Origin of the sequence: Carnobacterium sp. TMP28 (assembly GCF_047553015.1) — a bacterium.
In the GTDB taxonomy this organism is placed as follows: domain Bacteria; phylum Bacillota; class Bacilli; order Lactobacillales; family Carnobacteriaceae; genus Carnobacterium_A.
In genome coordinates this window covers 112,501-132,998 of sequence record NZ_CP180212.1, presented here as the reverse complement: position 1 = coordinate 132,998, position 20,498 = coordinate 112,501, and the positions used below count along the sequence as shown (strand labels likewise).

Sequence of the window (20,498 nt, the reverse complement as noted above, 5' to 3'; positions counted from 1 at the left end):
CGACCTATAATTAAAATTGTTCAAAACGTTCAACAGGCATTACAAATACAGTAGCACCACCGACTTGAACTTCTATCGGATAAGGCATATTGGTTTCCATTGAAACATCTAAACTAACAGGAGGTGTCATAAATTGCTCTCTCGACTGACATGTTTCACGAATAATATCTAATACTTCATCTACACGCTCATCGGCAATTCCGATAATAAATGTTGTATTTCCTGCTCTCAAAAAGCCACCAGTAGTAGAAGATTTTGTTGCTGGTATTCCAGAATCAACAAATTCATTGGATAAACGATTACTGTCTTTATCTTGAATGATAGCTATAATTAATTTCATATTAATCAACCTCTTTCGTTTTTTATAGTTGTCTGAAGTACTCTACTAAGATAGTGTAGCAATCTGATAGTACTTTTTCTAACTCTTGATTCGCATTTACAGCAATCATTCGAGTTGGATTTTGCTTCACTAAGTCTAGATAGGCAGAGCGAACCGTTTGATGAAAGGCTAAATTTTCTTGATCTAAGCGATCAAACTGACGACTATCTTTATTTTTATTGATGCGTTCTAATCCTACATGAGCTTCTAAGTCTAGATAAAGGGTGAGATGTGGTGAAAGACCTCCTGTTGCAAATTGATTGATCGCAGCAATTGGCTCCAAACCAATTCCTCTAGCAACACCTTGGTAAGCTAAAGAACTATCAACAAATCGATCACAAATCACTATTTCTCCTTTATTTAAAGCAGGAATAATTTTTTCAACTAAATGCTGCCTTCTAGCTGCAGCATAAAGGAGAGCTTCTGTTCTTACGTCCATTTCAACATGTTCGGGATTTAATATTAATTCCCGAATTTTTTCGGCAATTTCGCTACCTCCTGGCTCTCTGGTGGCTACTATTTTTTGCGCTAATTCTTTTTCTAGCTTAGGCAACAAATGTTTTATAACGCTTGTTTTACCTGAGCCATCTGGGCCTTCGATTGTAATAAATATTCCCGTCAATGCACAAAACCCCTTTAATTCTTACTTTTAATCCTTAGTTATTATTATACTTCATATAATAGAAACAGTCTAATACCATTTGTACGGACTTTTTGAACTCATTCATCATATTTCACTTAATTTAAACCCCACTTATTTTTGTTCAGAATAAGTTATCTGAATAAAATAAATGGGGTCTTTTTTGTTTATTTATTAATAGATAATTCAGATCCTGGTTGTGTCTCCTTTTATCTTTCGTTTTCGTGCTTCTTTAAATAAATAAAAATATTTAATTTTAGCTAGTTTGGTTTGGGCAAATAATAAACCGTCTCTTTCAAATACAGAATCTTCAATTTTTTGGGCATATTCTAAGTCCTGCTTTGTTTGTTTCATTAAATTAAATAACTCTTTATCATACCTACTACGTAACGTTACTTTCTTTTTAAATAACACAAGTATTCTCCCTTTATTCTCATATCGACTTCTTTTATTCTATTTCACGACGCCCTTCAACAGCTTTAAGCAAAGTAATTTCATCTGCATATTCAATATCGCTACCGACCGAAAGACCATGAGCTAAGCGAGTTACTTTTATTCCAGCAGGTCGTATCAACCGTGACAGATACATCGCTGTTGCTTCGCCTTCAGCTGTTGCATTTGTTGCAATGATTACTTCTTTTACTTCTTCGGACTGTAATCGTCTGATTAGGCTTGGAATATTAATATCTTCTGGTCCAGTACCTTCGATTGGTGAAAGCACACCATGTAAAATATGGTATAAGCCATGATATTCTCGCATTTTCTCTAAAGAGATAACATCTTTAGGATCTTCTACTACTAAAATAATGCTTCTATCTCGTGATTTATCTTGACAGATAGAACAAGGATCATCTTGTGTAATATGACCGCAAATTGAACAATAGTTTAAATCGCGCTTAGCACTAATGAGAGCTTTTGCGAAATCTGTCACATCGTCTTCTTTCATGTTAATAGTAAAAAAAGCCAAACGAGCTGCTGTTTTAGCGCCTATTCCTGGGAGTTTCATGTAGCTATCCATTAATTTAGTTATAGGTTCAGGGTACAAATAAATTCCATTCCTCTCTTTAAAAAATAAAAAAACAGTATATAAAAAGGTAAAAAAACGGGATCCATCTTGGAATCCCATTACTACTATACCGTTACACGTTTCAATCCATTTATCCCTTATTGTATTTTACATACCTGGGATATTTTTAGTGTATTTACCCATTGTTGCTTCTGTCTCAGCTTCTACGTTGGCTAATGCAGCATTTGTGGCTAAAACAATTAAATCTTCTAGTATCTCGATATCTTCTGGATCCACTACTTCTGGTTTGATTGAGATGCTTTTCATTTTACGATCTCCAGTTACTGTTACTCTAACTAAATCCCCACTGGCTGTTCCTATAAATTCTTTTTCGTTCAAAGCTTCTTGTGTTTTTGCCATTTCCTTTTGCATTTTTTGCATTTGCTTCATCATACCTTGCATATTTCCCATTCCACGCATTTTGTCTCTTCCTCTCTCGTTTTCTTATTTAATCAATCATTTTTAATTTCTACCATATTTTCTCCAAACAAGGCCATAGCTTCCGTGACAATCTTATCATCTTCTTGCGAAGGTGGAACGAAGTCTTCTAAACTATCCCATTCAGAAGTATCTGCTGTTGTTTCTAGTTGTTTTTTAACTGGTTCAACTGACTTTTCTTCTTGTACTTTTGATTGTTCAACCTTTGAAACTTGTTCAATTAATGTATTCTCTCTTACTTTATCTTCTGACGGATGATTTTTGAGTTGTTTGACGTATTGTTCTCTAATGATGGGCCACTGTTCTCCTGGTACAAAAATCATTTGTGGTGCATTGCCTAACAGTCTTTCTAAAAACTGTTTGACTGCTTCCATCAACTCACTATCATTTGTTGCCTTTTGACACAAGATATCATAGTCGAATGAAACGATTAATCCACTAGGACCTGCTGCAACAGGTGTCGAAGCTTTTAACATTGCACGCTGAGTAACAGAAAGCATATTTAACAAATCAGGCCAAACATTTTTCAACTGAGCTAAATTTTCTCTCGTTGCTTCTTTTAATATACTATAAATAGCTGATGTATTGGGTTTAAATTGATTCGTAGCTGCTTTTTTAGAAACAGATTTCACTTTTTTTGTCGTTACTTTTGACTGTCCATTCACTAAAATAGATTCCATCTGCTTTTTCATTTTTACTAGTTCATTTTCTAACTCTATTATTTTTTTATTGTCTAAAGACTCAGACATCTCTCTTTGATTTACTGATTGTTCATTTGAACTCATTGTCGTACCTTGATGAATACTTGCATTTAATTGAGTTAATCTAACAGTTGCTACTTCTAAATACACATCAGGATGATTCGTAAAACGTAGTTCCGTTTGTGTTCCATTTAAAATAATAATCATCTGGTAAAGAGAATCTGCCGTAATCGTCTCACTAAGTTTTTTAAATGCAGCATCGACTTTTGCTCCATCTAATAATTCGCTCATTTGGGGAGCCTGTTGATAAACTAGTAAATCACGACTAAATAAAATTAAATCTTCTACAAAACGGGCTGCATCTTTTCCGTCAGCTAAAATTTCTTGAAGTAAGAATAATCCTTTTTTCGTATCGTGTGTCACAACGGCCTCAAAGTATGTCAACATTAATTCTTGAGTTAAGCTTCCAGTAACACTCATCACATCTTCGATTGTGACCGTATCATCACCAAAAGAAATAGCTTGATCTAACATACTCAAAGCATCTCGCATTCCGCCTTCTGCTGCTCGAGCAATAATCGGTAAGGCAGCTTCTTCAAACTCAATCTTTTCTTGAGTTAAAATATAGCGCAGTCGATCAGAAATATCACGCACATTGATTCGTTTGAAATCAAATCGCTGCGTCCTAGATATGATTGTTAAAGGGATTTTATGTGGCTCTGTGGTTGCCAGGATAAAGACAACATTCTTTGGAGGTTCTTCCAATGTTTTCAATAAAGCGTTAAAAGCCCCTGTTGAGAGCATATGAACTTCATCAATAATATAAATTTTGTAATCTGCACTAGTTGGTGCATATTTAGCTTTATCACGAATGTCACGAATTTCTTCGACTCCGTTATTACTAGCAGCATCAATTTCGATCACATCATTTAACTGACCTTTTGTAATCGCTCTACATGTTTCACACTCATTACATGGTTCTCCATCTTTTAAATAATGACAGTTAATGGCCTTAGCGAATATCTTAGCCCCACTTGTTTTACCAGTTCCACGAGGGCCGGTAAAGAGATAAGCATGACTTGTCTTTTCTTGTATAAGAGCATTTCTAAGTGTTTGTGTAATAGCTTTTTGTCCAGCAATATCTTGGAACTTTTGAGGTCGCCATACGCGATAAAGTGCTTGATAACTCACTGCTTTTCTCCCCTTCTTAACCCTGTAGTTGCTACTTTGTATTATACGTTATTTGACTCTAAAATTAAACCACGATCTTCTTCATCACTGAGTCATTTTTAACTTTAAAAATGACTCTAGCGTTCTTTCAGGCAACAAAAAAAGTTTTTGATTTTAAAAAATCAAAAACTTTTTCATCCTACTATGTACGTACAGCACATGGACAAGCAAACTTAGTGCTGCTTCCTTCCGGATCTGACACGATTCGTAAGTTCTCCATTGCCATACGGCCTTGCGGCATCTCTTATTATAACGCAAAGTTTAACTAAAAGCTAGTCCTTTTTAATCCTCTTAAATCTAGAATTTATTTTTTACTTTTAAACTAGCATGCTTACTTTACTAATTGTATCTATTTTAAAAACTAAAGCTAAAAAACCTATGTATTGAGAGGAATACCTTTAACTAATGAAAAAACTATTGACATCTCTTGTGTACTAACCATATAATACAGAAAAGAAGTCTCATTCACTAACTTTTTTTACCACTAGTGTACTAACCTGTTAATACACAAAACTTATAGGAGGTAGCTATGAATATTCAATTTAACAAGCGAGATCCCATTTACTTACAAGTTATCCAATACTTTAAACAAGAAATGGCTATTGCTCACTTAAAGCCTGGTCAAGAAATTCCTTCAAGACGAGATCTCGCAAACCAATTAAAAATTAACCCTAATACTGCTCAGAAGGCCTACAAGGAAATGGAAAATAGTGGATTAATTTATACTGAAGGCAATTTGCCCAGTAGAATTACTGAAGACAGTCATGTGTTAAAAAATATTCGCAAAGAATTAATCGATGAAGCTACAGATCATTTTATTGCAGCAATTAAGCCTATTCATGTACCACTAGATGAGCTTGTTGATTTAGTTACAGAAAAATACACTCAAGCATCAAAAGATAAGGAGGATTCACATGATTGAAGTTAAAAATATAACTAAAAAATTTGGGAATAAGAAGATTTTAAAAGGATTATCTTTCACTGCTGAAAAGGGAGAAATTACTTGTTTGATTGGAATAAATGGTGCAGGTAAAACGACTGCTTTAAACGCAATCATGAATTTAACGCCTTTAACTAGCGGTGAAATTTTGATAGATGGCAAGAAGTTTACTAAAGAAAGTTATCAAACGATTGCATTTATCCCAGATACAATGGCTATGCTTTCACAAATGACAATTAAGCAAGCTATGCACTTTATGAAAGATTTTTATACCACTTGGAATCAAGAACGAGCAAATGAGTTGCTTAATTTTTTTCAATTAACTGAAACACAAAAAATTGCTACTCTTTCAAAAGGCAATATAGCTAAAATTAATTTAATGCTCGGCTTAGCTTTAGATGTTGATTATCTGTTGATGGATGAACCTTTTTCAGGAATTGATATTTTTAGTCGCGAACAAATCACCAGTGTCTTTACTAGTCACTTAATTGAAGATCGCGGTGTGCTCATTACAACTCACGAAATCAGTGATATCGAGCATTTGATTGATAAAGTTATCTTGATAGATGATGGCATCGTAGTAAAAGACTTTAATGCTGAAGATATGCGTGAACAAGAAGAAAAATCAATTCTGGATGTTATGCGGGAGGTTTATGTAAAATGAAAAACTATTTGAAACTTGTTTCTTTTGAATTGAGTCGATTTATAAACATTTATATAGCCTTGATTGTTGTAACTGCTATTTCACAATTTACAGGGGTCTTTTTACAATCCCGTAACTACACAACTACTGTTAATCAAACCCTACAACAAGAGTCTTTTTCTTTAAATGATTATTTTGTTAACTATCCTCCGCTGACATTCATTACGGTAACCACCAGTGGCTGGTTTATTATTCCTATTGTTTTTAGTGCTGCTGCTTTAGTTTTCTATAGCTTTTTTATTTGGTATCGTGATTGGTTTGGAAAAAATGCTTTCATTTATCGTCTTCTGATGTTGCCAACGAATCGAATTAATTTATTTTTTTCTAAATTAACCGCTATCTTATTAATGGTGTTAGGCTTAGTAGCCACTCAGTTAATCTTGATTCCACTTGAATCTGCTCTGTTCAATCAGTTGCTACCTGACTATTTAAGATACAACCTGTCCACTCAAACGATTGTTTCTTCTTCAGAGTATCTATCAATTTTATTTCCTGATTCATTTATCCAATTTTTAATTCATTACGGATTAGGCTTACTTGTATTAATTGTTTTATTTACGATTATCTTATTTGAAAGAAGTTTCCATCTGAAAGGAATCGTATTTGGTGGTCTATTCGGCGCAGGAACGTTTATTTTAATGCTTTCACCTTTTATTATCCAAACTAAGCTAAGCCCTCATTACCTTTATCCTATTGAAAATTTTGCCATTGAATTATTCTTAGGAATAGTGATTTCTATTTTTTCTATTTGGGTAAGTTATTATTTATTGAATAAAAAAATTACAGTCTAATTAAAGGAGGCCGACAACAGTGAAACGCTATTGGAAACTATCTACATTTATCCTCATGATTATCTTAACTATTGGTATTTTTTACCTTAAACCCCTTTTTTCATATGATGAATACCCTGATTTTACTATGGAAACGATAAAAGGAGATTCTACAGAAATAAAAAATCTAACATTAAGAGGGTATTATTCTCCCGATACTAAATTACAATCAGATTCTGACGCTATGTATTCTGAAAAAACATTCTCTTTAAGTCATAACCAAGTTAGGTATGATAAAAAGCAATCTTTTTTCAGCCAACTCTCTTATTTAGATGATTTTTCCCCACTTAATCGTCTTCAAAAAGAACACAAGACATTTATCCGTGGAAAAAATTTACAATTTCAAAACTTTTTCGAAGACGATTCTTTTATCGTCTATGTTAATCTTGATCAAGAATATCTTGATAAACGTGCTGGAAAAAGATTTTTTGATATTCGTTTGTTAAATAAAAAAACAGATGAAGAATTGTCCTATAAAATTATTCTACCTGAAAAAGGGGAGTACCAATATGTTGGTATTCAAAAAATACAAATTATAAATAGTGGTCTTAGTGTTGTTACAAGAAACGATCCCTCGCAAACAAATGAGCAAGACTACCGAGAAAACTTACCAGAATACCATGTTTATCAGTTAGATCTTAGCAATCAAAAAGTAGCTACCGATCATTTGATTTCTTTTGAAGAAAATTCATCCTTTAATGAATTAACTCGAGTAGAGTTACTATCAGAAACTCAACTGGACCAGACAGCTGATGATTTAGTTTTCTATTTAACTTATAATCAATCTATCGATGAAATCGATGAGCTAACTTCTTTAGACTCTAGCTCCGAGACAATTGATTATGAATTAGCTCACTATAAAATTAGTACAAATGAATCTAAAAAAATCCCTTTGCTTAAAGAATTTAGCACACTAAACTCAGCTGTCATTTCCGATAAAAAAACTCTTTATTCTTATTTCTTTATTGATAAGACATTAACTCTTTCTACCACATCTTTAAATAAACCAGACGAATCATCTAGACTACTTATAGACTTACCTGTTTCGGAAGATTCAATAGAGTGGAAAAGTATAAAAAATAATAAACTTTATCTGGTGTCTGCAACGACAGAATCGCCTTTAAAAAAGAAACTTTCTATCTATCACTTAACGGATGGAGAGCTTATCTATGAAGGGTCTATTGAGCCAACTGCTGATAACCTATTAACCACGAAAAATAATTTAACCATTGATAATGGTTTAATAGACTAAAAAAAGAAGCCATTGGCTTCTTTTTTTAGTCTATTGCCTTAACGATCTCCATTAAAAATAGAGTTTTTTACAACGACATAATTTACTTTACGAAGTGCTTCAAGATCTTTACCACCTGCATAAGAGATTGAAGATTGTAAGTCTTGTTGCATTTCTAATAAAGTAGTTGAAATATCTCCTTTTGGTGAAACCATAATTTTCTTACCTTCGACATTTTTATGCTCACCTTTTTGAAATTCAGAAGCACTGCCATAATACTCTTTGTACATTTTCCCATCAATTTCAAGTGCCTCACCTGGAGACTGATCATGCCCTGAAAAAACAGAACCAATCATTACCATTGTTGCCCCAAAACGAATAGATTTAGCAATGTCACCATTGTGTCGTATCCCGCCATCAGCAATTATCGGTTTACGAGCAGCTGTTGAACACCAACGTAATGCAGCTAACTGCCATCCGCCTGTTCCAAATCCTGTTTTTAACTTAGTAATACAAACTTTTCCTGGACCAATCCCTACTTTTGTAGCATCTGCTCCAGCATTTTCTAATTCACGTACAGCTTCTGGTGTTCCTACATTTCCAGCAATTAAAAAAGTGTTTGGCAAGTATTCTTTAATATGATGAATCATATGAATGACTAAATCAGAGTGACCATGTGCAATATCAATTGTAATGTATTCAGGTATAATTTCTTGTTCAGCTAGTTCTTTAATAAAATCATATTCTGTTTCTTTTACTCCAACACTAATAGATGCGAATAGTCCTTTATCATGCATATTGATTATAAATGGACGACGTTTTTCTTCTTCAAAACGATGCATCACATAAAAATAATCATTTTCAGCAAACCAGATAGCTAACCCTTCATCAATTACAGTCTGCATATTCGCTGCAACAACAGGCAATTTAAATGTACGGTTGCCTAATGTCACACTTGTATCACATTCTGTTCTACTTTTAACAATACTTTTATTGGGAATCAATTGGATGTCTTCATAATCAAAAACTTTCATTCGCTTGAAAACCTCTTTCTCTTCTTTATTGTCTATTCACTTGAACTATTCTTATTTTCCATGCTCTATAAACGAACATTATAAACTTTATATTTTAAAATAGTTCGTCCATTAACCAATTTACCGTATTTTTTTTTATTTGTCAAAGCCTATTCCATTTTAATCATTCATTCTCTCTTTTTTTATAACTAAAACAAAGAGAAAAAGGTGGTTGACTAATACTTTTATTAATTAAAAAAAGTTCCATTATTCTTAGTTTAGTAACAAAAAATAATAGAACTTTTCAATTAACTGTTTAACCTCTCTAAAAAAGCTACCTAAATTATTCTTATCTTCTTTCCATGATAACAGTAGTACTGCTTAGATAATTTTATCCAATTGATCTGGCTCAACATGAACATCAATATCAATTATCCCATAACAATCTCTTAATATCCGTTCTACATTTTCCGTTATTTGATGACCTTCACGTACTGTTAATGTTGCATCGACTAAAATGGTTACATCTACATAGACATTAGCACCATACTTACGTGCCTTAATGTCTTTAACTGAAAGGACATTTGGCAAACTTAGAATACTCTCTTTGTAATTGCTTAAATCTGTCGTATTGAATCCATCAGATAAAGAGAACGCACTGTCACTGAAAATCTCTATCCCTGTCTTAATAATGATAAGGGACACAATAATTGCCATTGCACCATCCATCCAGACATACCCTAACATGGATCCAATAATAGCAATTGTTGTTCCTAGACTGGTTAGAGCATCACTTAAATTATCTTTAGCAACAGCCTTTAATCCTTCACTATTAATCTTCTTAGCAAGTTTTAAATTATAAAAATAAACACCCGTCATAATGATAGCACCCACGAATCCTATCAATCCTGTTATTTTTTCTGGTGGGATAGTTTCCCCACCAATTATTCGGTTAAAACTAGAATAAAAGACTTGAATCCCTACAAATAGCATAACAAAAGAAGTGATTAGACTAGCTATTGTTTCTGCTTTCCAATGGCCGTAAGGATGATCATCATCTGCAGGTCTTCGAGCTAATTTCAAGCCTACTAAAACAGCTAAAGAAGAGAAAACATCGGTTAAATTATTTAATCCATCCGCCCTTAATGCAGCAGATTGATAAGTAACTCCAACAGATATTTTAATTAAAGAGAGGAAAATATAAGCTACAATACTTACTATTGCTCCTTTTTCAGCTCTTTTTAATTCTTCATAACGATCTTGCATGTCAAATTACCCCTCTTTAACTTATTTAATAAGTGTATTTAGATTTTATCCTTAAATACAACTTCCAAACAGTCTTCTATTTTATACTCTATTGGAAAGAAAATAACCATTTAGTTTGCTTTCATTATGTAGAAATACTATTCAAAACATGAATTATATTCTATCACTACAACCGTTTTGATACAAGATAAGTTTGACTTTCAACAGCTGTTAAGACCAGACAAGCTAAACAACTATCCTTTTTTATGTTAAAATAATAGCAGTTTACTATGTTCTAAAGAATGGAGTGTTTCTCATGAAAGTTGGATTTATTGGTATAGGAAATATGGCTAATGCTATTATTAAAGGTATGATTGAAAAAAAATATATGGATAGCGAAGATATTTATATCTCTAGTAAAACAAAAGAAAAATCACTCAATTTTGCTGCTGAAACAAAAACAACTCTCTGCTCTACAAATGAAGAATTGATTGCTAGTGTAGATATTGTTATTTTAGCCGTTAAGCCAAACGTACTAACAGAAATACTACCTGGTTTAAGCTCAGCAATTGAAAAATATCAGCCTTTGGTCGTTTCAATTGCTGCTGGGACTTCTCTTAAAAAATTATCACATTTGATTGGAATAGACGCTACTAACCCCATTATTCGAGTCATGCCTAACTTAAATTCTGTTATCGGAGAAGGAATGACCGCCATTTGCGGGAATGCTTTTTCGTCTCCTGAACAAATTCAGTACATAGTAGGCATGTTCAAATCTATTGGTGAAGCCATTGAGTTAGAAGAAAAAGATTTCAGTACATTTATTGCTATCGCAGGTAGTTCACCCGCCTATACTTTTCTCTTTATTGATTCGTTGGCTCGTGGAGCAGTAAAAAACGGTATGCCAAAAGAACTCGCCACAAAAATTGCAGCGCAAGCTGTCTTAGGTAGTGCGAAGCTAGTATTAGAAAGCGACCAATCTCCCTGGAATTTAATTGATCAAGTCTCCTCACCTGGTGGTACAACTGTTGCAGGAATTGTTGCTTTAGAAGATGAACGATTTATTTCAACTGTTATCAAAGGTGTTGATGCTACTATTGCGAAGGATCGAGAATTATCGAACGACTAAATTTATTTTTAGTGTCTGTCTAGCTTATTATCATTCAGCTAACTTTTTTCGTTCAGCTTTTTCAGTTTTTTTGCGTTTGCGTAGTTCTTTAAAAAAGAGGGTTAATAACTCACTGCACTCAGACTCAAGAATTCCTTTTTCTATCGTAACTTGATGATTAAAGCGGCTGTCTGTTAACAAGTTCATTAGTGTCCCTGCTGTTCCACCTTTAGGATCTGCTGCTCCATAGTATAATTCTTTAACACGTGATAAAATCATTGCACCACTACACATTGGACAAGGTTCTAATGTGACAAATAATTGCGTGTCTTCTAAACGCCAGTTTCTAAGCGTTTTGTTTGCTTCTTTAATAGCCATCATTTCAGCGTGCGCTGTTGCATCAAGAGTTTCTTCTCGACCATTATGACCACGGCCTATAATAAGGCCATTGAGAACGATAACAGCTCCAATTGGTACTTCTAATTTATTTCTAGCTTTTTTAGCTTCTTTAATCGCTTCACTCATAAAATATTCTTTTTCTTCTATTGTTAACATAAGTTCAGTCCTTCTTAATTTATTACTGTTATCCTATCATAAATCAACACTAAATTTGAGCAGAAATATCAAACAAAAAAGTTATTATAAAAATATACATTCCTATTTATTTGAAAAGAGGTGTTACTTTGGAGTTCAATGAAATTAAATCGATTTATTCAGATGCTCAGTTAACTGACTTGCCTTTAGAAAATACTAACTTTCTTTCTTTTCCTTTCAAAAATAAATGGATTCATTTTGAAAAATTGACTAAAACATCATCTGAAATTAAATTATTGAATTTTTTATTTGTTTCAAAAAAAACCAATCTTTCTTCAGTTGTTTCAAAATGGCAAAATTACTTAATAAATGGAGTTGAGTTTTCCCCTCCAACTTTAGATAGTGAATTTCGTATTATCCAATTTATTATTTTAAAAAAAGACTCTTATTTCGAAAAAAAAACTTGGCTTAATGCATTCAAGAGTATGTTTAATGACAGTGAAGAAGCTTTTTTTATCAGCGAAACTTCTGGATTATTGATTCAAAAAAAGTCTGACGAAAATTTACCTTCCGATGAACTTTCAGCTATCATTCAAACACTTGATGATGATTTCTCAATTAAAACTATTTGCTATATTGGTCAATTTTGGCCAATAAATAAAGAATTAAAATCTATTTTTGAAGAAGAACAATTTATTTTTGAAAAACAAAAAAATAAAGGGAAATCCTTACTTTATTTGCCTATCGTTGCTTTGCATCATTATACGTCTGAGTCCTTAGATAAAAGTGTCCTTATGCCTATTCTTAAAAAGAAATACACAACTCAACCTGAGTTAAAAGAACTCATTCTAGCTATGTGGCATAGTCAAGGAAATATTAGCTTAGCGGCTAAATCACTGTATGTTCATCGAAATACCTTACAATATCGAATAGAACGATTTTATGATGTAAGTGGATTATCTTTGCGCAATATGGATGATTTATTGCTTTGCTATCTACTAATTTTTTAATAAATAGCACTCTATTGTACCATTTTACTACTTATTTCTATCAAACAAAGCATAAAATTAAATAAGCTCTCACTTATACATTAATAAGTAGGAGCTTATTTAAATCTTGTATTTTCTATCTTTTTACCTTATCTTTCACTTCATCTACAAAATCTTCTGCTTTTTCTGTTGCTTGTTCTTTTTTATCCATAAACATCTCTTTAAACTCATTCGTTGCCTCTTTAAGATGATCTGTATAACTTCCGACTTGCCCTTTTAAATCACTAACTTTATCAACAACTTTTAATAAATTTATAACTTCTTCATCAGATAACTTTTCAACAACATCTAAAGCTTTTTCATTACCCTTTAATTTGTCTTTGACAAAACTTTTCGCTTTTTGACGATTAATATATGCTTCTACTCTAGCCATATTTTTATCAGATGAGGATAAGATAACGGCTCCTATCGCTAATGCAGCGCCTAAACCGACTAGTAAATTACGTGTACTTCTTTTCATAAACTATACATCTCCCTTACTCTATCTATGTTGTAAGCATAGCAGAAAAAAAGGAAAAATACGAATAATATGAATAAAACCACCTAGTATCTGGGAATGATACTAGGTGGTTTTTATTGTATGCTTTTATTCGGAAATTATTTTTAAGATTTTACTGCATCAGAAACAGACGATACTTCAGTCTTTTTTATTTTATCTTTTACAGTAACTTTGATTTTTCCTTTTGAAGCCCCAAGAGTAACCTGGTCTCCAACTTTGATTAGCCCACTCAATAAGTCCTCACTCAAGCGATCTTCAATCTCTTTTTGAATCGCACGACGTAAAGGTCGAGCACCATACTCTGGATCAAATCCTGCTTTAGATATAACATCTATAGCTGCTTGGGTTATTTTAACATGAATATCCATTTCTTCTAAACGTTTAATAACTGATTGTGCTAATAACTTAACAATTTTATTAAGCTCAGCCTTTTCAAGCGCATGGAAGACAATAATTTCATCCAGTCGATTGATAAACTCTGGCCTGAAGGTTGTTTTCAGTTCTTCTTTAATCCGTTTTTCCATCATATTATGGTCTTTCTTTTTATCTTTTGTACTGAACCCAACTAATTTTTCATCTCTCAAGGATGTTGCTCCAAGATTTGAAGTCATAATCATAACGGTATTCTTAAAATCTACTTTACGCCCTTTTGAATCGGTTAAGTGACCATCATCTAATACTTGTAATAAAATATTGAAAACATCTGGATGTGCTTTTTCAACTTCATCAAGTAAAATAACTGAGTAAGGTTTTTGTCTTACTTTTTCAGTTAATTGTCCACCTTCATCATAACCAACATAACCTGGCGGAGACCCAATCAAACGACTAGTACTGTACTTCTCCATAAATTCAGACATATCAACCCTAATCAATGCTTCTTCGCTACCAAACATAGCGTCAGCTAAGGTTTTTGCTAATTCTGTTTTCCCTACCCCTGTTGGGCCTAAAAACATAAATGAACCAATTGGTCTATTAGGATCTTTCAATCCACTTCTAGATCTTCTAATAGCCCTAGCTACAGCACTAACTGCTTCTTCTTGTCCTATTAAGCGTTTATGCAAGATGTTTTCTAATTTTAATAGACGACCTGATTCTTTTTGATCCATTTGCTTCACTGGTATGCCTGTCCACAAAGAGACAACTTCTGCAATATCTTTTTCTTCCACTTTTAGATTTACTGAATTTGGACCGGGATGTTTAATTTTTTCTAAAATGCCTTCAATTTCTGTTCGCTGTTGCATTTCACTTATTCGCAATTTAGCTGCTTTTTCAAAATCTTGTAATTGAATAGCTACTTCTTTCTCCTCAATCAATGTCTCTAACTGCTTAAGTGCAGCTACCATTGGCGATGGTTTACTAGAAGAGTCTAATCTTACTTTTGAAGCTGATTCATCGATTAAATCAATTGCTTTATCAGGAAGTTGTCTAGACGTTATATAACGAGAAGATAATTGAACAGCTGCATGAACAGCTCCATCAGTAATTTCAACACCATGGTGGTCTTCATAACGCGAACGTAAACCTAATAAAATATCCTCCGTCTCTTCAAGAGAAGGTTGTTCGACACGAATAGGTGAGAAACGTCTTTCTAAAGCTGCATCTTTTTCAATATATTTCTGATATTCATCTAGTGTAGTAGCGCCTATAGTTTGTAATTCTCCACGAGCTAATGCGGGTTTCAAGATATTAGAAGCGTCTATTGCACCTTCAGCTCCACCTGCACCAATTAGTGTGTGTAGCTCATCGATAAATAGTATCACATTTCCATCTTGATAAATTTCATCAATAATTTTTTTCATTCGTTCTTCAAATTCGCCACGATATTTTGTCCCTGCAACTAATGATCCCATATCAAGCATCATCAACCGTTTACCGATTAATGTATGCGGAACTTCCCTAGCAGCAATTTTCTGTGCCAATCCTTCTGCTATAGCAGTTTTACCTACTCCTGCTTCACCTATCAAAACTGGATTATTTTTAGTACGTCGACTTAAAACCTGGATGACTCTTTTAATTTCTGTTTGTCGTCCAATAATTGGATCGATTTTTTTAGCTCTAGCACTTGCTGTTAAATCTCTTGCTAGCGCATCAAGTGTCGGCGTACCTACCGTTTGTTTAATAACAGACTTAGAACGTTTAGCTTTACTGTTATTTGCATCTGTAACACCTATTTTTTTTAGCAGTATTTGACGAATTTTATTTAAATTAATATCTAGATTTGTTAAAATTTTAGAAGATAAAATGTCTTCTTCACGTAGTAAACCAAGTAACAAATGCTCTGTTCCTACCAAGGCAGAACCCATACGTCTAGCTTCATCTGTTGCTAAGGTAATCGCTTGTTTAGCTCGGGGTGAATAAGGAAGAATAGTATTTTTCGACTCGTATTTCATAGTTCCATAACCTGTAAAATGTGCTGCTTCTTCCCGTATTTCTTTTTCGGTTATTGAAAATTCACGAAGTGTTTTACCTGCTATTCCTTCTTGTTCAACTACAAGAGCTAACAGAATATGTTCCGTACCTATTGAACGATGACGAAACTCCTTAGCTTCTTCTTGAGCTAACATTAAAACGTCTTTTGCTTTTTCTGAGAATAATTCATCCATAATATTACCTCCATTCCTTACAATTGCTCGTACCTCAAGTTAGTTAAAAAAGCTGTTAACATTCTTGCCCGTAATTCATTTTCTTTCTTACAATCTTCTAGAGATAAAACTGACTTTTCCATTGCCGAAAGCATCAGATTTGCTTCTCTTCTGGCAATCATACTATCTTCATAAAGAGTTTCTACAATTGAATAAGCATTTCTTTGTGATATTTCATTACCGATTACATCAATCATCATGTCTAGCATCTCTGCTTCATCGAGTAACTTAACTTTAATTATACGTATATATCCGCCACCACCACGTTTGCTTTCAACCAAATAACCTTGTTGAACAGTAAAACGTGTGTTAATTACATAATTGATTTGAGAAGGGACACAACTAAATCGGTCTGCCATTTCACTACGTCTAATTTCGACTTGCTCATCTGTCCCAAGTACTTTTTTCAAATAAGCTTCAATGATATCCGACATATTCTGATTATTCATGTGTGACTTGTTACTAAAACAATGAGGCTGTATGGTATGTATATTACCCACTTTCACCATACATTGCAACGGTGTTCTTTCAGTAACACTCCTTTTCTTTTCGTCTCAACACAAGACTTTATTATTTATTTCCATTAAAAATAAACTCTTAAGGCACTTGCTAATTTTTGACTAATACTGACTTTAATTATACGAGAAAATAGTGGATTTGAAAAGCAACTCTTCTTATATTGAGTTAAAAACGGACTGGTTTAATTATACTAGTTAAATAGTCCTTAATTTTTATTTCAATTTCATTTTAATTCTTTTAGATAATACAAAAAAACCACTCAAAATAAGTGGTTTTCATATTATCGGGAAGACAGGATTCGAACCTGCGACCCCTTGGTCCCAAACCAAGTGCTCTACCAAGCTGAGCTACTTCCCGTAATTATCTTATAAAATTTAAAAAATGCACCCAAGAGGAGTCGAACCTCTAACCGCCTGATTCGTAGTCAGGTACTCTATCCAATTGAGCTATGGGTGCAATATATGGTGCCGAGGGCCGGAATCGAACCGGCACGATGATCACTCACCGCAGGATTTTAAGTCCTGTGCGTCTACCTGTTCCGCCACCCCGGCATTATGAACAAGTTGTGATTATAAATCACTTACTAGATGACCTAGTAAGCGGAAGACGGGGTTCGAACCCGCGACCTCCACCTTGGCAAGGTGGCGTTCTACCACTGAACTACTTCCGCTAATGGTGCCGGCTAAAGGAGTTGAACCCTCGACCCTCTGATTACAAATCAGATGCTCTACCAACTGAGCTAAGCCGGCTTGAAAATATGGTGCGGGTGAAGGGACTTGAACCCCCACGTCTTTCGACGCTAGATCCTAAATCTAGTGCGTCTGCCAATTCCGCCACACCCGCTAAAATATGGCATAACTAGTCGTTTTAATGAATAGTTATGAGTCATGCAGGATTCGAACCTGCGACCCTCTGATTAAAAGTCAGATGCTCTACCAACTGAGCTAATGACTCATGGTGGAGGTTGACGGGATCGAACCGCCGACCCTCTGCTTGTAAGGCAGATGCTCTCCCAGCTGAGCTAAACCTCCATATGAAAAAAATAACTATTAGATGCGCGGCAGCGTCCTACTCTCACAAAGGGAAACCCTTCACTACCATCGGCGCTAAGAAGCTTAACTACTGTGTTCGGCATGGGAACAGGTGTGACCTTCTTGCCATCGCCACCACACATCTTTTAGTTATAAGAGAACGTTGTTCTCTCAAAACTGGATAGTGTTTAACTATAAGACAATAAAACCGTTTCTTCATCGTTTAAAAATGGTTAAGTCCTCGACCGATTAGTATTGGTCCGCTCCATACATCGCTGTACTTCCACTTCCAACCTATCTACCTGATCATCTCTCAGGGGTCTTACTCACTTACGTGATGGGAAATCTCATCTTGAGGGGGGCTTCACGCTTAGATGCTTTCAGCGTTTATCCCGTCCACACATAGCTACCCAGCGATGCTCTTGGCAGAACAACTGGTACACCAGCGGTGTGTCCATCCCGGTCCTCTCGTACTAAGGACAGCTCCTCTCAAATTTCCTGCGCCCGCGACGGATAGGGACCGAACTGTCTCACGACGTTCTGAACCCAGCTCGCGTACCGCTTTAATGGGCGAACAGCCCAACCCTTGGGACCGACTACAGCCCCAGGATGCGATGAGCCGACATCGAGGTGCCAAACCTCCCCGTCGATGTGGACTCTTGGGGGAGATAAGCCTGTTATCCCCAGGGTAGCTTTTATCCGTTGAGCGATGGCCCTTCCATACGGAACCACCGGATCACTAAGCCCGACTTTCGTCCCTGCTCGACTTGTAGGTCTCGCAGTCAAGCTCCCTTCTGCCTTTACACTCTACGAATGATTTCCAACCATTCTGAGGGAACCTTTGGGCGCCTCCGTTACACTTTAGGAGGCGACCGCCCCAGTCAAACTGCCCGTCAGACACTGTCTCCCAGCCAGATCATGGCTGAGGGTTAGAGTGGTCATACAGCAAGGGTAGTATCCCACCATTGCCTCCACCAAGACTAGCGTCCTGGCTTCATAGGCTCCTACCTATCCTGTACAAGCTGTACAAACACTCAATATCAAACTGCAGTAAAGCTCCATGGGGTCTTTCCGTCCTGTCGCGGGTAACCTGCATCTTCACAGGTACTATAATTTCACCGAGTCTCTCGTTGAGACAGTGCCCAAATCATTACGCCTTTCGTGCGGGTCGGAACTTACCCGACAAGGAATTTCGCTACCTTAGGACCGTTATAGTTACGGCCGCCGTTTACTGGGGCTTCAATTCTGAGCTTCGCTCGAGAGCTAACCCATCCTCTTAACCTTCCAGCACCGGGCAGGCGTCAGCCCCTATACGTCATCTTTCGATTTAGCAGAGACCTGTGTTTTTGATAAACAGTTGCTTGGGCCTATTCACTGCGGCTGACCAATTGGTCAGCACCCCTTCTCCCGAAGTTACGGGGTCATTTTGCCGAGTTCCTTAACGAGAGTTCGCTCGCACACCTTAGGATTCTCTCCTCGACTACCTGTGTCGGTTTGCGGTACGGGCAGATTGTTTCTAACTAGAAGCTTTTCTTGACAGTGTGACATCGGGAACTTCGATACTTAATTTCTCTCCCCATCACAACTTGTCCTTAATAGAGGCAAGCATTTGACTCACCTCAAGACTTGTTGCTTGGACGCACATATCCAACAGTGCGTATTCCTTAGCCTACTGTGTCCCTCCATTGTTCAAACAAAACAAACTGGTACAGGAATCTCAACCTGTTGTCCATCGTCTACGCCTATCGGCCTCGACTTAGGTCCCGACTAACCCTGGGAGGACGAGCCTTCCCCAGGAAACCTTAGTCATTCGGTGGACGGGATTCTCACCCGTCTTTCGCTACTCATACCGGCATTCTCACTTCTAAGCGCTCCACCAGTCCTCACGGTCTAGCTTCGACGCCCTTAGAACGCTCTCCTACCATAGAACCTAAGTTCTATCCACAGCTTCGGTGTTATGTTTAGCCCCGGTAAATTTTCGGCGCAGGGTCACTCGACTAGTGAGCTATTACGCACTCTTTAAATGATGGCTGCTTCTGAGCCAACATCCTAGTTGTCTAAGCAACCCCACATCCTTTTCCACTTAACATAAACTTTGGGACCTTAGCTGGTGGTCTGGGCTGTTTCCCTCTCGACTACGGATCTTATCACTCGTAGTCTGACTCCCGGATATAAATCAATGGCATTCGGAGTTTATCTGAATTCGGTAACCCGAGAAGGGCCCCTAGTCCAAACAGTTGCTCTACCTCCATGATTCTAATTCCGAGGCTAGCCCTAAAGCTATTTCGGAGAGAACCAGCTATCTCCAAGTTCGATTGGAATTTCTCCGCTACCCACACCTCATCCCCGCATTTTTCAACATACGTGGGTTCGGTCCTCCAGTGCGTATTACCGCACCTTCAACCTGGACATGGGTAGATCACTTGGTTTCGGGTCTACGACCACATACTCATTCGCCCTATTCAGACTCGCTTTCGCTACGGCTCCGTCTCATCAACTTAACCTCGCATGGGATCGTAACTCGCCGGTTCATTCTACAAAAGGCACGCTATCACCCATTAACGGGCTCTAACTACTTGTAAGCACACGGTTTCAGGTGCTGTTTCACTCCCCTTCCGGGGTTCTTTTCACCTTTCCCTCACGGTACTGGTTCACTATCGGTCACTAGGGAGTATTTAGCCTTGGGAGATGGTCCTCCCG

General features: G+C 36.0%; 18 protein-coding genes, 8 tRNA genes, 2 rRNA genes and 1 other RNA gene (1 of these 29 running past the window's edge). 6 read left to right on the top strand and 23 right to left on the bottom strand.

Going from position 1 to position 20,498, the window contains the following annotated elements:
• Positions 1 to 10 precede the first annotated feature (10 nt).
• The 7 genes from ACMHYH_RS00650 to ffs all read right to left on the bottom strand — a co-directional run bounded on the left by ACMHYH_RS00650 (position 11) and on the right by ffs (position 4,686).
• Positions 11 to 340, bottom strand: coding sequence for a cyclic-di-AMP receptor (locus tag ACMHYH_RS00650; RefSeq protein WP_414839492.1), 330 nt, complete (start codon positions 338 to 340; stop codon positions 11 to 13).
• 22 nt (positions 341 to 362) lie between these two features.
• A complete protein-coding gene (gene tmk, locus ACMHYH_RS00645) occupies positions 363 to 1,001 on the bottom strand; it encodes a dTMP kinase (protein ID WP_414839491.1) in 639 nt (212 codons plus the stop codon).
• Between the two features lie 204 nt (positions 1,002 to 1,205).
• A complete protein-coding gene (locus ACMHYH_RS00640; RefSeq protein ID WP_414839490.1) occupies positions 1,206 to 1,433 on the bottom strand; it encodes a YaaL family protein in 228 nt (75 codons plus the stop codon).
• Between the two features lie 34 nt (positions 1,434 to 1,467).
• Positions 1,468 to 2,064: a recombination mediator RecR gene (gene recR, locus ACMHYH_RS00635; RefSeq protein ID WP_268761843.1), complete on the bottom strand. Its 597-nt coding sequence runs from the start codon at positions 2,062 to 2,064 to the stop codon at positions 1,468 to 1,470.
• Positions 2,065 to 2,193: 129 nt separating this feature from the next.
• On the bottom strand, positions 2,194 to 2,505 hold the full coding sequence (locus tag ACMHYH_RS00630; RefSeq protein WP_414839489.1) for a YbaB/EbfC family nucleoid-associated protein: 312 nt from the start codon (positions 2,503 to 2,505) through the stop codon (positions 2,194 to 2,196).
• Between the two features lie 32 nt (positions 2,506 to 2,537).
• Positions 2,538 to 4,415 carry a DNA polymerase III subunit gamma/tau gene (gene dnaX / locus ACMHYH_RS00625; RefSeq protein ID WP_414839488.1) on the bottom strand — a complete coding sequence of 626 codons (1,878 nt, stop codon included), beginning with the start codon at positions 4,413 to 4,415 and terminating at the stop codon, positions 2,538 to 2,540.
• 182 nt (positions 4,416 to 4,597) lie between these two features.
• Positions 4,598 to 4,686: signal recognition particle sRNA small type (gene ffs, locus ACMHYH_RS00620), an RNA gene on the bottom strand.
• A 297-nt stretch (positions 4,687 to 4,983) separates the two neighbouring features.
• Here ffs and ACMHYH_RS00615 point away from each other — a divergent pair.
• From ACMHYH_RS00615 to ACMHYH_RS00600, 4 genes are read left to right on the top strand one after another with little or no spacing between them, the layout of a single operon-like run.
• On the top strand, positions 4,984 to 5,376 hold the full coding sequence (locus tag ACMHYH_RS00615; protein ID WP_414839487.1) for a GntR family transcriptional regulator: 393 nt from the start codon (positions 4,984 to 4,986) through the stop codon (positions 5,374 to 5,376).
• Positions 5,369 to 6,058, top strand: a complete 690-nt coding sequence (locus ACMHYH_RS00610; RefSeq protein WP_414839486.1) for an ABC transporter ATP-binding protein — start codon at positions 5,369 to 5,371, stop codon at positions 6,056 to 6,058. The genes ACMHYH_RS00615 and ACMHYH_RS00610 overlap by 8 nt, the downstream gene beginning before the upstream one ends.
• Positions 6,055 to 6,888 carry a hypothetical protein gene (locus ACMHYH_RS00605; protein WP_414839485.1) on the top strand — a complete coding sequence of 278 codons (834 nt, stop codon included), beginning with the start codon at positions 6,055 to 6,057 and terminating at the stop codon, positions 6,886 to 6,888. The genes ACMHYH_RS00610 and ACMHYH_RS00605 overlap by 4 nt, the downstream gene beginning before the upstream one ends.
• Positions 6,889 to 6,907: 19 nt before the next feature.
• Positions 6,908 to 8,179: a hypothetical protein gene (locus ACMHYH_RS00600; protein WP_414839484.1), complete on the top strand. Its 1,272-nt coding sequence runs from the start codon at positions 6,908 to 6,910 to the stop codon at positions 8,177 to 8,179.
• A gap of 38 nt (positions 8,180 to 8,217) precedes the next feature.
• Here ACMHYH_RS00600 and guaC read toward each other — a convergent pair whose 3' ends face one another.
• The gene (gene guaC, locus ACMHYH_RS00595; RefSeq protein ID WP_414839483.1) at positions 8,218 to 9,192 is read right to left on the bottom strand and encodes a GMP reductase; all 975 of its coding nucleotides are present in this window, start codon (positions 9,190 to 9,192) and stop codon (positions 8,218 to 8,220) included.
• 360 nt (positions 9,193 to 9,552) lie between these two features.
• A complete protein-coding gene (locus ACMHYH_RS00590; protein WP_414839482.1) occupies positions 9,553 to 10,437 on the bottom strand; it encodes a cation diffusion facilitator family transporter in 885 nt (294 codons plus the stop codon).
• A gap of 295 nt (positions 10,438 to 10,732) precedes the next feature.
• On the opposite strand from ACMHYH_RS00590, the gene proC reads away from it, so the two are divergent.
• On the top strand, positions 10,733 to 11,545 hold the full coding sequence (proC, locus tag ACMHYH_RS00585; protein ID WP_414839481.1) for a pyrroline-5-carboxylate reductase: 813 nt from the start codon (positions 10,733 to 10,735) through the stop codon (positions 11,543 to 11,545).
• 30 nt (positions 11,546 to 11,575) lie between these two features.
• Here the strand turns inward: proC and tadA are convergent, their stop codons facing one another.
• Positions 11,576 to 12,079, bottom strand: coding sequence for a tRNA adenosine(34) deaminase TadA (gene tadA, locus ACMHYH_RS00580; RefSeq protein ID WP_414839480.1), 504 nt, complete (start codon positions 12,077 to 12,079; stop codon positions 11,576 to 11,578).
• A gap of 128 nt (positions 12,080 to 12,207) precedes the next feature.
• On the opposite strand from tadA, the gene ACMHYH_RS00575 reads away from it, so the two are divergent.
• Entirely contained in the window at positions 12,208 to 13,068 is an 861-nt protein-coding gene (locus tag ACMHYH_RS00575) for a helix-turn-helix domain-containing protein (protein ID WP_414839479.1), read from the top strand.
• 115 nt (positions 13,069 to 13,183) lie between these two features.
• Here the strand turns inward: ACMHYH_RS00575 and ACMHYH_RS00570 are convergent, their stop codons facing one another.
• From ACMHYH_RS00570 to ACMHYH_RS00510, 13 genes are all read right to left on the bottom strand, one after another.
• Entirely contained in the window at positions 13,184 to 13,567 is a 384-nt protein-coding gene (locus tag ACMHYH_RS00570; RefSeq protein WP_414839478.1) for a hypothetical protein, read from the bottom strand.
• A gap of 143 nt (positions 13,568 to 13,710) precedes the next feature.
• The gene (locus ACMHYH_RS00565; RefSeq protein ID WP_414839477.1) at positions 13,711 to 16,209 is read right to left on the bottom strand and encodes an ATP-dependent Clp protease ATP-binding subunit; all 2,499 of its coding nucleotides are present in this window, start codon (positions 16,207 to 16,209) and stop codon (positions 13,711 to 13,713) included.
• Between the two features lie 17 nt (positions 16,210 to 16,226).
• Positions 16,227 to 16,697 carry a CtsR family transcriptional regulator gene (locus ACMHYH_RS00560; protein ID WP_414839476.1) on the bottom strand — a complete coding sequence of 157 codons (471 nt, stop codon included), beginning with the start codon at positions 16,695 to 16,697 and terminating at the stop codon, positions 16,227 to 16,229.
• A gap of 353 nt (positions 16,698 to 17,050) precedes the next feature.
• Positions 17,051 to 17,124 (bottom strand) — tRNA-Pro (locus ACMHYH_RS00555).
• 25 nt (positions 17,125 to 17,149) lie between these two features.
• Positions 17,150 to 17,223 (bottom strand) — tRNA-Arg (locus tag ACMHYH_RS00550).
• Positions 17,224 to 17,229: 6 nt separating this feature from the next.
• Positions 17,230 to 17,318 (bottom strand) — tRNA-Leu (locus tag ACMHYH_RS00545).
• A gap of 47 nt (positions 17,319 to 17,365) precedes the next feature.
• Positions 17,366 to 17,437 (bottom strand) — tRNA-Gly (locus ACMHYH_RS00540).
• Positions 17,438 to 17,440: 3 nt separating this feature from the next.
• A tRNA-Thr gene (locus ACMHYH_RS00535) sits at positions 17,441 to 17,516 on the bottom strand.
• Between the two features lie 9 nt (positions 17,517 to 17,525).
• A tRNA-Leu gene (locus ACMHYH_RS00530) sits at positions 17,526 to 17,610 on the bottom strand.
• Between the two features lie 38 nt (positions 17,611 to 17,648).
• Positions 17,649 to 17,721, bottom strand: a tRNA-Lys gene (locus ACMHYH_RS00525).
• Position 17,722: 1 nt separating this feature from the next.
• Positions 17,723 to 17,798 (bottom strand) — tRNA-Val (locus ACMHYH_RS00520).
• Positions 17,799 to 17,822: 24 nt separating this feature from the next.
• Positions 17,823 to 17,938, bottom strand: a 5S ribosomal RNA gene (rrf, locus tag ACMHYH_RS00515).
• Positions 17,939 to 18,027: 89 nt separating this feature from the next.
• Positions 18,028 to 20,498 (bottom strand): 23S ribosomal RNA (locus ACMHYH_RS00510); it runs 450 nt beyond the window's last position.

Bases quoted from the DNA above. Each gene is read 5' to 3' on its own strand.
- ACMHYH_RS00630 (WP_414839489.1), bottom strand. From the start codon at position 2,505: ATGCGTGGAATGGGAAATATGCAAGGTATGATGAAGCAAATGCAAAAA.
- ACMHYH_RS00650 (WP_414839492.1), bottom strand. From the start codon at position 340: ATGAAATTAATTATAGCTATCATTCAAGATAAAGACAGTAATCGTTTA.
- ACMHYH_RS00565 (WP_414839477.1), bottom strand. From the start codon at position 16,209: ATGGATGAATTATTCTCAGAAAAAGCAAAAGACGTTTTAATGTTAGCT.
- ACMHYH_RS00590 (WP_414839482.1), bottom strand. From the start codon at position 10,437: ATGCAAGATCGTTATGAAGAATTAAAAAGAGCTGAAAAAGGAGCAATA.
- guaC (WP_414839483.1), bottom strand. From the start codon at position 9,192: ATGAAAGTTTTTGATTATGAAGACATCCAATTGATTCCCAATAAAAGT.
- proC (WP_414839481.1), top strand. From the start codon at position 10,733: ATGAAAGTTGGATTTATTGGTATAGGAAATATGGCTAATGCTATTATT.
- ACMHYH_RS00610 (WP_414839486.1), top strand. From the start codon at position 5,369: ATGATTGAAGTTAAAAATATAACTAAAAAATTTGGGAATAAGAAGATT.
- tadA (WP_414839480.1), bottom strand. From the start codon at position 12,079: ATGTTAACAATAGAAGAAAAAGAATATTTTATGAGTGAAGCGATTAAA.
- ACMHYH_RS00570 (WP_414839478.1), bottom strand. From the start codon at position 13,567: ATGAAAAGAAGTACACGTAATTTACTAGTCGGTTTAGGCGCTGCATTA.
- ACMHYH_RS00605 (WP_414839485.1), top strand. From the start codon at position 6,055: ATGAAAAACTATTTGAAACTTGTTTCTTTTGAATTGAGTCGATTTATA.
- ACMHYH_RS00615 (WP_414839487.1), top strand. From the start codon at position 4,984: ATGAATATTCAATTTAACAAGCGAGATCCCATTTACTTACAAGTTATC.
- ACMHYH_RS00560 (WP_414839476.1), bottom strand. From the start codon at position 16,697: ATGAATAATCAGAATATGTCGGATATCATTGAAGCTTATTTGAAAAAA.